General features: G+C 56.6%; 12 protein-coding genes. 3 read left to right on the top strand and 9 right to left on the bottom strand.

Annotated features, from left to right (window positions below; genetic code table 11):
• Positions 1–38: 38 nt before the first annotated feature.
• Positions 39–719, bottom strand: a complete 681-nt coding sequence (locus tag Poly41_RS07650; RefSeq protein ID WP_146525323.1) for a histidine phosphatase family protein — start codon at positions 717–719, stop codon at positions 39–41.
• Between the two features lie 115 nt (positions 720–834).
• Between Poly41_RS07650 and Poly41_RS07645 the strand changes: the two genes are divergently transcribed.
• Positions 835–1,698 (top strand): 3-keto-disaccharide hydrolase, encoded by an 864-nt coding sequence (locus Poly41_RS07645; RefSeq protein ID WP_146525322.1) that lies wholly within the window; start codon positions 835–837, stop codon positions 1,696–1,698.
• Positions 1,699–1,712: 14 nt separating this feature from the next.
• Here the strand turns inward: Poly41_RS07645 and Poly41_RS07640 are convergent, their stop codons facing one another.
• On the bottom strand, positions 1,713–2,129 hold the full coding sequence (locus Poly41_RS07640; protein WP_146525321.1) for a thiol-disulfide oxidoreductase DCC family protein: 417 nt from the start codon (positions 2,127–2,129) through the stop codon (positions 1,713–1,715).
• Between the two features lie 174 nt (positions 2,130–2,303).
• On the opposite strand from Poly41_RS07640, the gene Poly41_RS07635 reads away from it, so the two are divergent.
• The gene (locus tag Poly41_RS07635; RefSeq protein WP_146525320.1) at positions 2,304–3,947 is read left to right on the top strand and encodes a hypothetical protein; all 1,644 of its coding nucleotides are present in this window, start codon (positions 2,304–2,306) and stop codon (positions 3,945–3,947) included.
• 65 nt (positions 3,948–4,012) lie between these two features.
• Positions 4,013–4,705: a class I SAM-dependent methyltransferase gene (locus tag Poly41_RS07630; RefSeq protein ID WP_146525319.1), complete on the top strand. Its 693-nt coding sequence runs from the start codon at positions 4,013–4,015 to the stop codon at positions 4,703–4,705.
• A 114-nt stretch (positions 4,706–4,819) separates the two neighbouring features.
• Here Poly41_RS07630 and Poly41_RS07625 read toward each other — a convergent pair whose 3' ends face one another.
• The 7 genes from Poly41_RS07625 to Poly41_RS07595 form a co-directional block, all read right to left on the bottom strand.
• Positions 4,820–6,505: an Lpg1974 family pore-forming outer membrane protein gene (locus Poly41_RS07625; protein ID WP_146525318.1), complete on the bottom strand. Its 1,686-nt coding sequence runs from the start codon at positions 6,503–6,505 to the stop codon at positions 4,820–4,822.
• Positions 6,506–6,739: 234 nt separating this feature from the next.
• Positions 6,740–8,533 (bottom strand): SLC13 family permease, encoded by a 1,794-nt coding sequence (locus Poly41_RS07620; protein WP_146525317.1) that lies wholly within the window; start codon positions 8,531–8,533, stop codon positions 6,740–6,742.
• A gap of 9 nt (positions 8,534–8,542) precedes the next feature.
• Positions 8,543–10,216 (bottom strand): sodium:solute symporter family protein, encoded by a 1,674-nt coding sequence (locus tag Poly41_RS07615; RefSeq protein WP_146525316.1) that lies wholly within the window; start codon positions 10,214–10,216, stop codon positions 8,543–8,545.
• Between the two features lie 8 nt (positions 10,217–10,224).
• Positions 10,225–10,476: a DUF3311 domain-containing protein gene (locus Poly41_RS07610; protein ID WP_146525315.1), complete on the bottom strand. Its 252-nt coding sequence runs from the start codon at positions 10,474–10,476 to the stop codon at positions 10,225–10,227.
• A 301-nt stretch (positions 10,477–10,777) separates the two neighbouring features.
• A complete protein-coding gene (locus Poly41_RS07605; protein WP_146525314.1) occupies positions 10,778–11,539 on the bottom strand; it encodes a hypothetical protein in 762 nt (253 codons plus the stop codon).
• Positions 11,540–11,817: 278 nt separating this feature from the next.
• Complete coding sequence (locus Poly41_RS07600) at positions 11,818–13,233, bottom strand: S41 family peptidase (protein ID WP_146525313.1); 1,416 nt, start codon at positions 13,231–13,233, stop codon at positions 11,818–11,820.
• A gap of 82 nt (positions 13,234–13,315) precedes the next feature.
• The gene (locus Poly41_RS07595; RefSeq protein ID WP_231615496.1) at positions 13,316–14,581 is read right to left on the bottom strand and encodes a DUF4013 domain-containing protein; all 1,266 of its coding nucleotides are present in this window, start codon (positions 14,579–14,581) and stop codon (positions 13,316–13,318) included.
• Positions 14,582–14,613: the final 32 nt, after the last annotated feature.

Here is a 14,613-nt window from a genome sequence, read left to right as displayed (position 1 = left end):
TCCCCTCGGTAAACGCGTCTTCGGGGAGGCCTTGGTCATCAAGTCTCAACGCCCGTGATCAACCGCGACGGTAGATGGCTGATGGAATTGAGCGTGTCCAGCTGCCAGTGTTGACCGTTGTAGCGGAGCTTGGTGACTCCGGTATTGACCATCGGGCCGAGAGAATCGACGTCGGTCCCCGCTGAGATCATTTGACGCAGCAGGCACCTTTTGAAGTCGGCATGAATCACTGCCACGACGGTGCAGTCCCTTGCTCCAAAGGTATCGACGAATCGATCCATCACCACGATGGCGCGAACTTCCGCCTCGTCATCGGTTTCACGGTTGCGGCCTCCCCACCATCCCGATTCAAGAATGGTCTCGTCGATGATGCAGTCGTTGGCAACAGCCGTGGCATGCTTTGAAATGCCTGCAGGCCCGAGTCCAATGCCTCCCTCGGTCGCATTGGGACCGTGGCCCCGAAAGCACCCGCCACGCTCAAACACGTTGTGCCAGACGTGGACTTTTTGCGGAGTGCGATCGACGATCGACCGAGTCGTTTGCAGCGAACGCAAAAAGGGACTGGTGATCAGCGTGTCGATCTTCAGCGACTCGGTCCAATTGGCCAGATGTTGTGATTGCAACCGGCCCCGCGCGGTGATAGGCGGGTCTTCGATTCGTTGATATATTGGCTTCGCATTATTCTCGCTTTCGGCGTGACGAATTAAGTAAAGTTGCATCAATTCTTGAAACGTGTGGATTGGACGAAGGGTGTGACGGGGTGGCCGAAGGTGGCCCCATCGAGATAGAGTCGATCATCCTCGCTCGTTCCGCTCGCAATGACCAGGTGTCTTCATGTTTTGTTTTCGTACTTCTGGCGTCTTATCCCGATGCTTTGGGATCCGAGCCGCCATGTTTGCGGCGGTTTTTGTCGCGGCGTGGAATGCGCAGTGCGGTGAGGTGTCCACCAAGCAGATGAACGGGCTGATGATCACGGTAGAGGATCGGTCCGCGGCGGCGGCGACTTGCGAGGAAATGGCTGGTTCATTGGCCGAACCGCAGTGGAGAAGCCTTTTCAATGGAAAGAACTTGGATGGTTGGACAGTGAAATCCAGGCCGGAAGATCGCGACAAGCATGGCTATTGGAAGGTCGTTGACGGCGCGATTGAAGCGGAAACGTTCGCCAACCGAAAACATAACTACATTTGGTTGTTGCATGACGAAGAGTACGACGACTTTGAATTAAGAATGAAGGTGCAGACCTTTGCTGGAACGACTGGAAACAGTGGGGTTCAGGTTCGTAGTCGTTACGATGACGAGGCGTCGTGGCTCGATGGCCCTCAGGTTGACATCCATCCGCCAGGGCCTTGGCGGACCGGTTTCCTTTATGATGAAACCCGTGAGGCAAAGATTTGGTTGTGGCCGGACGTCGGTCGTGCTGCGAACGCCAAATCGCATCATGCTCCCACAGGTTGGAAGTGGTTCCAAAGCGATTCAGGGGAGTCTTGGAATGATGTTCACATCTTGTGTCAAGGAACGAAGATCAAGACGATCATCAATGGAGTGACCGTCGCAGATTATGACGGAGCCGGTCGACTCGATGACGCGGCTCATCGCCAACACGAGGTGGGAATGCGCGGACACATCGGGCTACAGATTCACCCTGGCCAACAGCTCCGAATTCGCTTCAAGGATATCCGAGTGAAGGAAATTCGCTGACGTTGTGCTCGGTGTTACCGGTCGATCTTGCAGCGACCGTTATCGCAGATCTTGCCGGAGATTCGGTAGCGTCGTAGGGCAAATTGGTCGTAGAGCCATCGCCACAGCCGAGCGGTACACGGCAGGTGCAAGATCGGTGCTGCGGGCCAAAGCATCGGTAGGCGACGGGTCAAGTAACGTACCGCGTCGGCGCCGCCATGTCGGCGATCGCGAGTGTCGATGACATACATCTGGCGCATCAGGTCCTCAGAGGACAAATCGGGGTACCGCTCGCTAACACGTGGATCATGGAGGGACAGGTAAGAGAGCTTCGCCCCCCATCGATCCAGACGTCGTAGATTGGCGACTTGCGAGCAACAAAACGAACACTCGCCGTCATAGAGGACCACGTCCGTATGGGGGTGCACATCGGGATCAGGGAGATCGGGCATTTTACTTGTCAGAGAACGGAAAAGGGGGCAGGTGTCGGCATCCGTGGCACGGGTCGGCTAACCGCAAATTCCGCGAAAAACCAACAACCCGCCATCCAGGATCGGCGACTCGCTCTATACTAACCAGATAGCTGAACCGACGAGAGTCGATTTTCCTACGCCATTGGGCTGATCATGAACAAAGTTGAATCACGCGTCCGCAGTGCTCGTCGCCGGTTGATGCTTGCACAATTCGGCCGATCTTTATGTTGGACCCTGTTTGCCGCCACGCTGATCGCGATCGTGGCCATTGCCGTGCCGGCGATTCGTTCGATGGACGTCGATTTTCGCGTCTGGACCCATGCGTGGTTGATCGGCTCGATCATTGCAGCCTTTGTTGCGGCGGCAATCTATGCGCTCGGGACGGCACCGTCGATCGAGTCGGTTGCCACGGAAGTGGACCGCCGGTTTGGGCTCAGCGAACGACTCAGTAGTTCGCTCAGTCTGAATGAGAGGTCGCGAGAAATCCACTTTGGGGTCGCCCTTGCTCATGATGCAGAAATTCGCGCCGCAAAGATCGAGGTTGCCGATCGGTTTTCGCTCAAACCCAGCAAGTTGGGGTGGTTGCCCCTTGCGATGATCCCGGTGTTGGCGGTCGTCTTGCTATTGGTGGAACCGGCAAAGAACTCAAGCGCCGAGGGTGTCGTCAAGACTGACTTGGCTGAAATCAAGCAGGTCCAAACGGCAACATCGCAGCTGAAGAAACGGATCCAGCAGCAGCGACGCAAGGCAGAAGCCGAAGGCTTGAAAGAAGCGGAGGCGATGTTTGAAAAGATGGAGTCGGATCTCGACAGAATCGTCACGCACAAGAATATGGATCGCAAGGAAGCGATGATCGCTCTAAACGATTTGAAGAAAGAACTTCAACAGCGACGTGAACAATTGGGGTCGCCAGAGAGCATGCGCCGTGCGATGTCGCAAATGAAGGGATTGGAGTCGGGACCTGCTGAAAAGGTTGCGAAGTCGATCGAGAAAGGGGAATTTGGAAAAGCGGAGGAGATGGTCAAACAGCTGGCGGAGAAAATTCGTGATGGCAAATTGACCGAGCAAGAGAAACAGCAGCTCAAGAAGCAAGTCGAGCAGATGAAGCAACAGATGGAAAAGGCGGTTCAGCAGCATCAGGAAGCGAAGAAGGAGCTTCAGCAAAAGATCGAGCAAGCACGCAAAGAAGGACGTGGCGACGATGCCGCGAAGATGCAGCAGAAGCTGAACGAATTGAGTCAGAAGGACGGTCAAATGCAAAAGATGCAGCAGATGGCCGAAGCGATGGGGCAAGCATCCCAGGCGATGCAAAATGGTGATGGTTCTCAAGCCGCCGATGCACTTGAACAGATGGCGGACCAACTCGGTGAAATGCAGCAGGAGATGTCGGAACTCGAAGACTTGCAATCGGCGCTGGATGAATTGTCGCAATCGAAGAACCAAATGCGTTGTGAGAACTGTGGTGGCATGGGATGCCAGAGTTGCCAGGGAAGTGGTTTCGGCGACCGACCGGGTAACGGATTGGGAAGAGGAACAGGCGAAGGAGATCGACCGGAATCCGAGACCGATACGAACACGTATGACACTCAGGTTCGTGGAAATGTGAAGAAGGGCAAAGCGATCATCGCTGGGTTTGCCGATGGCCCCAACCGAAAGGGGATCACTCAAGAGGATGTGAAGCAATCGATTGAAGCCGCGCTGTCGAAAGAGAGTGATCCGTCGGAGAATCAAACGTTGCCTCGAACCGAACGCGAACACGCACAGCAATATTTCGATCAACTTCGCGAAGGCACGTAGTGCGACGACACTGCAAGCGAAGGGTTGCACCCCCTCAGGAATTGGCCCGGTAACTGATAGTGAATATGGACACGACCGAATCATTCGAACAACTTGCAGCAAGGGTGAGCGAGCGGTTTCGATGGCAATGGGACGAGATCCTGATCGCGGGAGAGCCTTTTCGATTGGCGGTTGCGTCCGATCCCGAAGGGATGTTGATCGAAGCGTGCGAGCGTCAAGACGCGGGCGAGCAAGGTGTCATCGATCCGTTCTGGGCGACAACCTGGAGGGCTGCCGCGGGATTGGATCGATTTCTTGAACAGGTCAAGCTTAAGCAGGTTTCGGTGCTCGAACTCGGATGTGGGACCGGACACGCAGGCATCGCAGCGATCCGACGAGGCGCAAACGTGACCTTGACCGATGGGGTCGATGACCCGCTGATGCTGGTGAGAATGAGTGTTTGGGATTTTCGGGATCGGTGTCAGGTCGAGCGGCTCCGATTTGGCATTGACCGGATCGCGGGGCCAAGCTTTCCCATCATTCTTGGTAGCGACGTGACCTACCTCAGATCGCTATGGCCGGAATTGGATCATTGTCTTCGTGACCATTTGGCCCAGGCAGGCCAAGTGTTCTTAAGCGATCCGTATCGAATCATTGCCAACGAGTTCCGTGGCTGGATTCAAGACAAGGGTTGGCACTACACCGAGCACCGAGTGGAAATGGAAGACGATCCCGAGCATCCGATCCGAGTGATGGAGCTGCGGGCGGGTGGAGAGTGATGGACGCGCAAAAAAATCCACGGCTCAGTTGCTTCCTTGTCTGGCGGATTCGAAGGAAACGGACGGAGCCGCGGATTCGCCGCGTCGAGAGCGTTGCAAACCAGCGTGTGGTGATTAGAACATCAAGCCTGCGGTGAACGAAACGCCGTCAAGACTTAAGGTGCTGTGAGAATCGACGGGGCCGCCGACATCAAACCACGTCTGCGTTTCGTAGGCACTCCGTAGGACCAACTGGCAGCGCCGGCTCAGAGGCAATTGGTATTGCAGACCGAGTTGCATTTCCAAAGCCGTGATGATCTCGTCCTGCGTTGCACGGTCGGTCAATTCGCCGAGCGTATCCGGCGTCGCACCGTTGTTGTCCCAGTCACCGTAGTACTGGTTGTAGATCTGCTGATTCGTTTCCGCCATCAGCAGGGAGCCACGCAAACCGGTGAACAGCGAGAAACGCGTCGTGCCAAGCGGACGTAAGGCTTGTAGCGAAACCGTAGGACCGACGCCTTCGACTTGCAAGTCGTTTTCGACCGACGCGAGGACAGCATTGGATACGTCGTAGGCGTCCGCTCGCATCAGTTGGTCGATGCTCGCGTATCGCAAACCGACACCTGCCAGCAATTGGAACCGTCGGACACTGAAGGCTTGTGTCAGCTCAAAGTCAAGTGCGAGCAAATCGAGTTCGTGAGAGGCCGTTAAGGTTTCATCCGCACCGGCGCTGTCCCCTTCGGCTCGTGCTTCCCGGAAAAGATTCCCCGAAGCACCTTGTACCCCCACAAAAATCGGTTCAAACAATTCGGTCGACGTCGCCGAGTACGGCCCCGCGTCGGTGTCAAGTTGCATGAACGTGGTACGGAATCCGTAGCCACCACATTGGTCTTGCCAACCAAGGAATGCTCGTGGTGCGAATTCATAATCGTAGTCATAGGTTTGCAGGGTGTTTCCCGCCGGTGGGTCGATCACGTAGGCCACGTTGTTGTCGAACGTCGGTCGCAGCAGCAACGCTTCGAAGCCACCATACAGCCCGGTCGGTTTTGGCGCCGGTGCACACGCCGGTGCACATGCTGCATTCGAGACAACGGTGCTGCTGTAAACCGGACCGCCGGAAACCATACCGCTGTAAACCGGACCGCCGGAGACCATTCCAGCGGAATCATCGGACCAAGTCGCCGGTGCTTGCCAATTTCCGCCGCTGGGCATCGGTCCGACGTAGCCTTCGGTTTGCGGTGCCGAGTTCACAGCAGGGCCTGACAATTGATGGTTGCTGGTCCCCGTGCTGCGAGCTGCTGCGGCATCGTTGGCGGCTGCCGAACCGGCGGCGCGTCCGCGAGTTTGGGTGTCGCCCGCTGCTTGGCTTGGTGCTTGTTGTCCTGAGACGTTAGCTTGCCCCGCATTGGCTTGGCCACCGGCAATGGCGCGGCCTTGCATCACTTGGCCAGGACCGATGGGTTGCCCATTGTTGTAGTATTGGTTTGAAGGATTGTATTGTCCTTGGCCGTAATAGGGGGACGAGCCTTGGTATTGGCCTTGGCCGTGATAGGGGGTCGAGCCTTGGTATTGGCCGTGACCGTAGTGGCCCGAGCCGCCGTATTGGGCCGAGCCGCCGTATTGGGCAGAGCCGGGATATTGATTGGGGCCGCAGGGGCAGGGCGCGTTCTGGCCGTTCACCGCGCTCTGGCTGCTGATCGCCAATAGGGCCGCGAGTGACCATGAACCGACCTTAAAGCGACGACTGATGTAACGGAGTCCGCGTGTTTGCTTGATTGGTGGCGAGATGCCGCAATCAGCCGCGTTTCGGGCGATTGGCATAGTTCTATCCTTGTGATTCATTATGGCGATTCCATTCTTTGTCCTCAAACAAAGGTATCGGGTTCATCGGAATCGCCAGCGTCTGTGAACAGAATCAGTGCTTTGGACCGAGAAACTGACAATACCGTTGCAACTTATCACCCATTTGGGGGAGGTCTCGAATGCGCACACCCGTTCAAATGAACAAAACGTGCATTTACGCACAGATGCGGGGTAGAATCTCGGAGGCTTCTCTCAAAAAAGAGGGAAAACGCTCGGGATGATTGCCATCGAAACGGCAAACACGATCAAGCTCAATGGAAACCCGAAGCGGAGGTAGTCGGAAAACCGATAACCTCCAATTCCATACACCATCAAGTTCGTCTGGTAGCCGAAGGGAGTCAAGAAGCTAGCGGATGCAGCAATCATCACCGCGATCACAAAGGGCATTTCGTTCGCGCCCAGGCCGTGAGCGGTTTCCCGGCCGATCGTTAACATCAAAATCGCGGCGGCGTTGTTGGTGATCAGTTCGGTGCAAATCATGGTCGCTAGCAGGACCGCTGCGAGCGTCGCCAGGGGGTTGCCGCTCGCGAGTTCAACGATTCCTCCTGCGATTGCTTTGGCTGCACCGCTTTTTTCGAGTGCGTCGCCAATGCCGATGGCCGCCCCGATCACGATCAAGATCGACCAATCGATACTGCGTCGGGCTTCGGAGGCTGTGCAGCAACGAAAGCTGATCATCGCAACGGCCGCGAGCAGCGCGGAGGTCATGATGGAAACGCGAGTCAACGACGCGGCGATGACCATCACCAACATGATCGCAAGGGAAAGCCAAGCCAACTCGGGGCGCCGTACGGCACCATTTTCAACCGCGCTGACGAGATAGAAATCCCGTGATTCGCGGCGGCGATGTAAGAAGGATGGCGATGCTTCGAGCAGCAACACATCCCCACCTTCCAATTGCACGTCACCGATCTTGCCCGACAACCGGCGACCCCCGCGGGCAACGGCGACGACGGCGGCATTGTAATGAGAACGGAACTTGCCTTCGCGAATGGTTTTGCCAAGCAGCGCGCATCGCGAACTGACCACCGCTTCGACGAGCGTCCGTTGCCATGCGGGGACTTGCAGTTTTCGTGCTTGATCATCGGGAACGGTCAGCCCACGGATTTTGCGTAAATCAACCACACTGTCCAGTTCGCCGACCAAAATCAACGCATCGTTGGGCCGCAGCAGTTCGTTGGGTTTCGCCGCCGCGATCACGCCATCTTCTCGTTGGATTTCGGCGACATACAGACCGGGTAAATGCCGCAGTCCGGCTTCTTCGATCGATTGACCGACCAAGGGTCCCATTGGCTCTACCTGCATCTCCACCGTGTATTGTCGAGGGTCTTCCGAGACACTAACGGCCGGTTTACGTTCGGGAATCAACCAACGCGAGCAAGCGAGGATGTAGATCAAACCCACGATGGTTGCAGGCACGCCGACCCAAGCCGGATCAAAGAAACCGATCACGGTTCCGCTGGTCGCTGCATACTTGTCACGCACAATCAGATTGGTACTGGTGCCCATCACCGTGCACATGCCACCGAGAATGGCAGCATAGGAAAGTGGCATCAGCAGTCGGCTGCTGCTAAGAGAAAGTCGTTTGCTAAGGTCGCCCACGACCGGCAACAAGGCCGCAACAACGGGTGTGTTATTCAGAAACGCGCTGAGTCCCGCGACCGGGACCAGCAGCCTTACTTGGGCGTCAAGCAAGTGCTTCGCTTTTTTCAAGAGCCAGCTTGTTGCTAGTTCCGTACCTCCGGTGAATTCCAATCCCGCGACCGCTGCAAACAGCAGTGCGACCGTGATCAGGCCTTGGTTGCCGAATCCGGAAACCGCTTCTTCGGGTGTCGGCAGGTTGGGCGAAAGCGTCAACCTCTGGACGAGCATCAGCACGCCCAAAAACGACAACGCCAACAAGTCGGTGGAAGCGATCCGCAACGCCAAACTGGCCAGCAGCAAACCCGCAACGATGACCGTCAACCATGCCTCCCAAGTATCCATGCAAACCAGTTAGCTCTTCTCAGGAAAAAACTTCGCCAGTGTCGCATCACTCGGCTTGGGTGTGACCAGCGAAACAACGACGGTGGCAACCGTCGATGCCAAGAACATGGTCGCCACCGGCATCGTATGGATCGTCCTGTCACCCAGCGTGAAATTGACCGACCAGTTGTCAATCGCACCAAACTCCGAAGCTCGGAACAGCCAAAACCAAACACCGGCGGCGGTTAAAACCCCTGCGTAAGCGCCCCATTTTGATAGCCCTCGCCAATAAACGGCCAACAGCGCCAGCGGAAACAGACTGCTGAAGCCACTGAAGCACCAAATCCCCAATTGGAAGACTCGCGTTTGTGCGATATCCGTCAAACTGAGGAAATAGGTGATGGCCACGACGGCGATGATGAAGCCACGCGAGATCAAAATGATCTGGCGGTCGGTAAATCGATCTTCGCCACCGTAATGGACGACGATGTCTTTGGTAAACATGGTACCGATACACAAGAACTGACTGTCCAGGCTGGACATGATTGCTGCCAAGATCCCTGCCAGCAGAAAACCGCCGAGCACATCACCCGACAGGTTCTTGACCATGAAGCCGAGGACCTTGTTCGGGTCGCTCGCGATCGGTGGCGGGATGTTGATCAATCCAGTGGTGGCCCAAACGCCAATCAAAACGCAGGGAATCCAGACGATCAGGATAAAGATCGGATGAGCCACGACCGGTAGCTTGAACGCATTGCCATTCTTTGCGGTCAGCCAGTGCTGGAACAGATGCGGGAACATGCCGACGGAAAACGGGATCAACATGTAAGTAAAAAACATCCATGGATCGAGCCGTTCTCGAGTACGGAACTGCGGAGGTGCTTCGACCGATTCGATTTGATCTTCCAATTGAACTTCGGCTCGCACGCGGCGAGCTTTGGGGATCTCTTGGCTGACAATGTGCAGCGAATCCCACAACCCCGTAGGCGGATCGGTTCGAACCACACGCTCGCCATCGACAAGGGTGTGCGCTCGGCCCTCGGACACCGATTTTTCCGCCAAGCTGGTGGCGATCAGATAGAACGCGACGACCCCCAGAATCATGAACACTAACGTTTGAAAGGTGTTCGCCCATGCCGTTCCTCGCATTCCTCCGAAAAATACGTAGACCAAGACGACCACGCAAATGACCAGTTCGGTCAACCATGGCGGAATCGCGCCCGATTCCGTGAGCCCTGGAAAGTCACCGCTCGTGGCGCCTTGGATTGCCTTGCCAGCCGAGATGACTCCGACAAGCAGATAGGGAACGACCAATCCAACCAGGATCGGCACCAAGACCAAGCCGATCTTGTCACTTTCGAGCCGATCCCGGAAAAAGTCGGCTTGCGTCGTGTAGCCATACTTTTTTCCCCACGACCAGAGTTTAACTCCGAGAACAAAAAAGCAGAGCGAGTGGATGATGCCCGATGAAGACGCCAGCATCCCGTAAACACCGACCCCTTCGGCGAATGCCTCGCCGGTGGATCCAACGAGCGCAAAACCGGTCATCGTCGTCCCGAACAGGCTCATCAGGAGCAAGAACGGGCCAATCGAATGACTGGCTAGCAAATAGTCTTTGGAGGTTCCCTTAAACAACCGCGATGAGAAGACGCCGAGAAACAGCAGCAACCCGAGGTAGATGCTGATGATGAGAACTTTGATCATCCCTGGACTCATGCTGCACCTCCATGGGACTCGGACGACGCGGTGCTGCGGTCCGCAGCTGGCGATTCGTCTTCCAAATGGTCGGGCCATGCGAACCGAGCCGCGAGGAACCAAACAACGCTCGCGGCGATTGAGATGCAGCCATGGTAGGCAAGCGTATAGGGGACAAAGCCAAGTACCAAGCGATCGTTATCCCAGTTCCAAACGTCCTGGTGCAAAACCACCAGTAGCAGGATAAGACCAAAAACCAAATACTTCATAAAAGCAACGATCGATCGAGAAAGGAAGGGGGAAGTCGACACGGTGGGCCAACGAACGGAACTCTTTTTACCACAACGGGGTGGGTTGGGTCAGCCGAGGGCGAGTGTGGAACGTCCGCGCCGTCGTGATACAGGTGGGTTGGGCACGTCAGCTCCACGTTCAGAGCGGAAACAGGGAAGGAGTTTAGGGCCGAAACAAGGCCGGAGCTTACCGTGAGGGATCGTTGACAACAACGAAAAACGCCGAGCGAAGAAGCGCTCGGCGTTGAAAGGAGATCGGCAAAGACCGGGGGGTGGCGACTTAGAGGCCACCGAACGGATCGTCGCCACCGCCAGCGAACGGATCGGCGGAATCGGTGTTGAACGGATCGTCTGCTGCGGCGCCCGTGTCGCTGCCGCTGGCGGCCGAAGCATCGCCGCTCGCAACGGGGGCTCCTGCATCCGGTTCCGCTTCCATCGCATCGGCGAAGGCGTCGTTGGATTCAAGTTTTGCATCGCCAGAGGCGGTATCGGAGTCATCCGCAAACGGGTTTTCGATCTCGCTCGGGATGGGGGGCGGTGTGATGGCTTTGGGGGGTGCCGTTTTCGGTGCAACTTGCGGCGTCGCCGCGGCACTCGCCGCGTCAATTTCACCATAGCGTTGCTGCGATCGGGCCGCAGCCAGTGCCAAAGCCTCGAGTCTTGCTTTTTGCCGGAATTGCTCCAATTTCAGCCGATCGGGACCTTGGAAGCGAGCCAGCGACCGTCCCACTTCGGCGCTCGTGCCAGTGGCCACTTCCAATTGAGCGCCCTGACGCCAATCGTTGTCGGCTTCATATTGGCGTCCTTCGGCGTTCGCAACCAAACCTCGGAAGTAGTAGGCACGTGGATCTTTCGAGCCATTGTTGATTGCCATCGACAGGTATTCGTTGGCATCTTGGTACCGTCCGGCATAGTAAGCGTGGACGCCGCGCCCGTACATTTCTGCCAAAACGGCCGATTGGGCCGAAGTGGAAGTTGCCGCCAGGGTCAACGAGAGTGAACAGACGGCAACAGAAGCCGCGATCAACAAGGATTTTTTCATCGTGCTAAGGCCCCTTTCCGGAGGGAAAGTCGAGAGTCGTGTGGTGTTGGGATGCAGAACGGGTGGTGTTGGGATGCAGAAAAAGAGCAGGAATACCGACCTTTGTTCTTCAAACTTTAATTGTACCACGCGGATCGGGCAAACGTTTTCTTGTCCCGTTGCACCATGAAATGGGAACGATGGGAGGAAACCGAGCGGCTGCAGGCAAATTTATCGATTTTACCGGCTCGCTGCTGACGTTTTTGCAGGCATCGACGTTTTGCAGGCCTACACGTCTGCTATGCCGCAGTCGCCGAAGGTTGGGCGGCGGAAATGCCGGACGATGCATCCTCAATCGCTTCAACCGCCCGCCGCAGTTGCGGATCAATCTCGATGAGGTTCGGGATCTCGTCTCCGTCGGCTGCGGACTCGTCATTGCCACGCAAGCTCGGGTAGGACGCCTCTTGCCAACGTTGCATCAATGCTCGACGCGTGGCATCGTCGATCTCGACCACCATGCCTTCGTTGGGGCTGACGCCCCATTCGAGCTCCTCGATTGCCTCTTTCGTTGCCTCGTCGGTTGCCGGAATCTCTTCCACTCCGCCATCATGGGGTGTCGGTAGACGCGAGTTTTCCGACGCTGCGGCTTTAGGCCGATGGATGTTCTTTCCATTGGGCCGATAATACCGAGCCACGGTGAGTCGCAAGGCGCTGCGGCCATACTGCAGCGGGAAAATGTTCTGAACGGTCCCTTTGCCATAGCTTCGCTTGCCCACGACCACGGCTCGGGCATTGTCTTGCAATGCAGCAGCCAAAATCTCGCTCGCGCTTGCCGAGTTCTCGTCAATCAGCACGGCAACCGGCCGATCAAGATCCACCAAGGTGCCGGGCGTTGCATCGGATTCGTCCTCGATGCGGTCTCCCCGAATTCGCGTCGAGACGATTCGGCCTCGATCGAGAAACATGTCACTGATTTCAATCGCGGCAAAAAGCAAACCGCCGCTGTTCCCACGAACGTCGACGATCAGTCCGCGGTAATCGTTGTCCAATCCTGTCAACACCGAACGCAGTTCGTCGACCGTCTTTTCACCAAAACTGGTCAACCGCACATACGCGATCGTTGGGTCATCACTCAAGCGATAAACCCACGCGTTTTCTTCATCGCGATGGTCACCGATGATCGATTCGAGCTCAATCGTCGCTCGCTGAATCGACATCGCGATCGGTTCCTCGTCGTCTCGACGGACGACGACGCTGACCACCGTATTGATGGGACCCTTCAGCCGATCACTGACTTCCGACAGGTCCATCCGAGACACATCCTGCCCGTCAATTTTGATGATCTGGTCCCCAGGCAGCATGCCAGCACGAAGTGCCGGCGAGCCGACCAACGGTGTGATCACTCGTACCGGTTCGTTTTTCTTGGGTTGTTCGACATAGATCCCAATCCCAGCGAATTCCTGGCTGATGCTGTTTTGGAAGGACTCGTACAGGCCCGCCGGAATGTACTCGCTATGTTGGTCCAGCGTCGATGTCATCCCATCCATCGCAGCGATCATCAGCGACTTTTCATCGACGGGGTCCACGTAGTAAGTGTTGATCAAGTCATAGGCATTCCCCACCATGATCGCCGTCTTGGCACGGCGATGGGTGACGTAGCATAAAAACGAGATACAGCAAGCGAGAAAGATGACGTTCAGGTTACGAGGCGGCATGTGATGGGAGCCAGGAACAGTGAGTGGGTGCGATCAGCAGCGAGTGTGATCGGATTGTAGCGAAAAAATCGCCCCCCACCAATCAAACGCCCACAAACGGCACGGGAACCAAAATCGCATGTTGTTGGATCCAGGTTTGCAGCCCATCCCAGGAGGTGTACTGAGAAACTTGGACAAAGACGAGATAGACGCCGACGACGGCTGGCATCAACAAGCGAACGGTCCAGCGTGAAATTCCGGGCCAAATGCCTTGGGGTTCGTTCGCACGCCGCGCTCGTCGCAGCGCCAATCCTTCGGCGATCCGTGCTGGCAAGATGAATGCGACGAAGACGAGACAAGGCAGCCAGAGCACCTCACGCGGTGTGGCTTCGATCTTAAGTAGATAGAGCGGGATCGGCATCAACACCAATCCAATCACCATCGCCAAAAACCAGGCCCACGGCGCGCGGCGGAAATCGCGGCGAATCGTGCGGACTTCGAACAGGGCTGACAACCGGTTTTCAGCCGCAAAATGTGCTTGCAACATTGGCAAGTACATCAAGGCAACCCCCAAGGTCGCGATACAGACCAAGCCGACCACCCCCGCTGCCTCAGATTCCCCGTTGCGATTCGCCGCGATCAACACCATCGCTGGGACCAACCAAATCAAGGTGCCCACGGCTCCACGTAGGCCGAGCCAAAACAGTCTTGGCACTTCCAACGACGCGGTGAACTCCCACAATCGATCCGCTGCCGCTTGCCATGTTCGCCGCCGCCACCCTTCTTTGAGCAAACGAATCGGTTGGGGCCAGAGGTAATGATGGAGTCGTCCACCGCGTACCCATGCCCACATCAAATAGCCCATTGCGGCAAAGCAGCCGCTGATCGCCAGCCAACGGATCATGGTCGCTTGCGAGGATCCTGGGTCGATCCATTCTGCGACGGCCCCCCAATGAACGAGAAGCTGTGTCGGCAACGAGGCCAGCAAGATTGCGGTCGCCGCCAGGCCCATTCGGCCGACTTGTGGCAAACCGGGCAGCGACTGCGACAAACGAGCGCCGTTGACGAGCCGTCCTGCGACGTCAAGCAAGTAGCCAAATGCGATCAGCTGCAGCAGCGGGATGGCGGTCAACACGGCCAACAAAACCACCAGGGACAGCACCGAAAACGAGCCTTTGACAAACCAAACCATCCACGAGCCTACACGCCGGACGCGAGATCGTGGCGGTTGATGACCCAAGGGTTCGGATGGCAGCTCGGCCAACTGGGCCTCAATCGGCTCTTCGTCAATGATTCGCGCGACGACCCACTGTTGTTCATCGCCACGCGGTGGATCAAGAGCGATGGTGGGGCTGTGAGGATTTTCCACGATGGCTCTCGCGAAATGCGGGCATGGGGATA

Source organism: Novipirellula artificiosorum (genome assembly GCF_007860135.1).
Classification (GTDB): Bacteria; Planctomycetota; Planctomycetia; order Pirellulales; family Pirellulaceae; genus Novipirellula_A; species Novipirellula_A artificiosorum.
The sequence above is the reverse complement of the archived record's forward strand: the minus strand, read 5'-3'. Positions and strand labels throughout refer to the sequence as shown.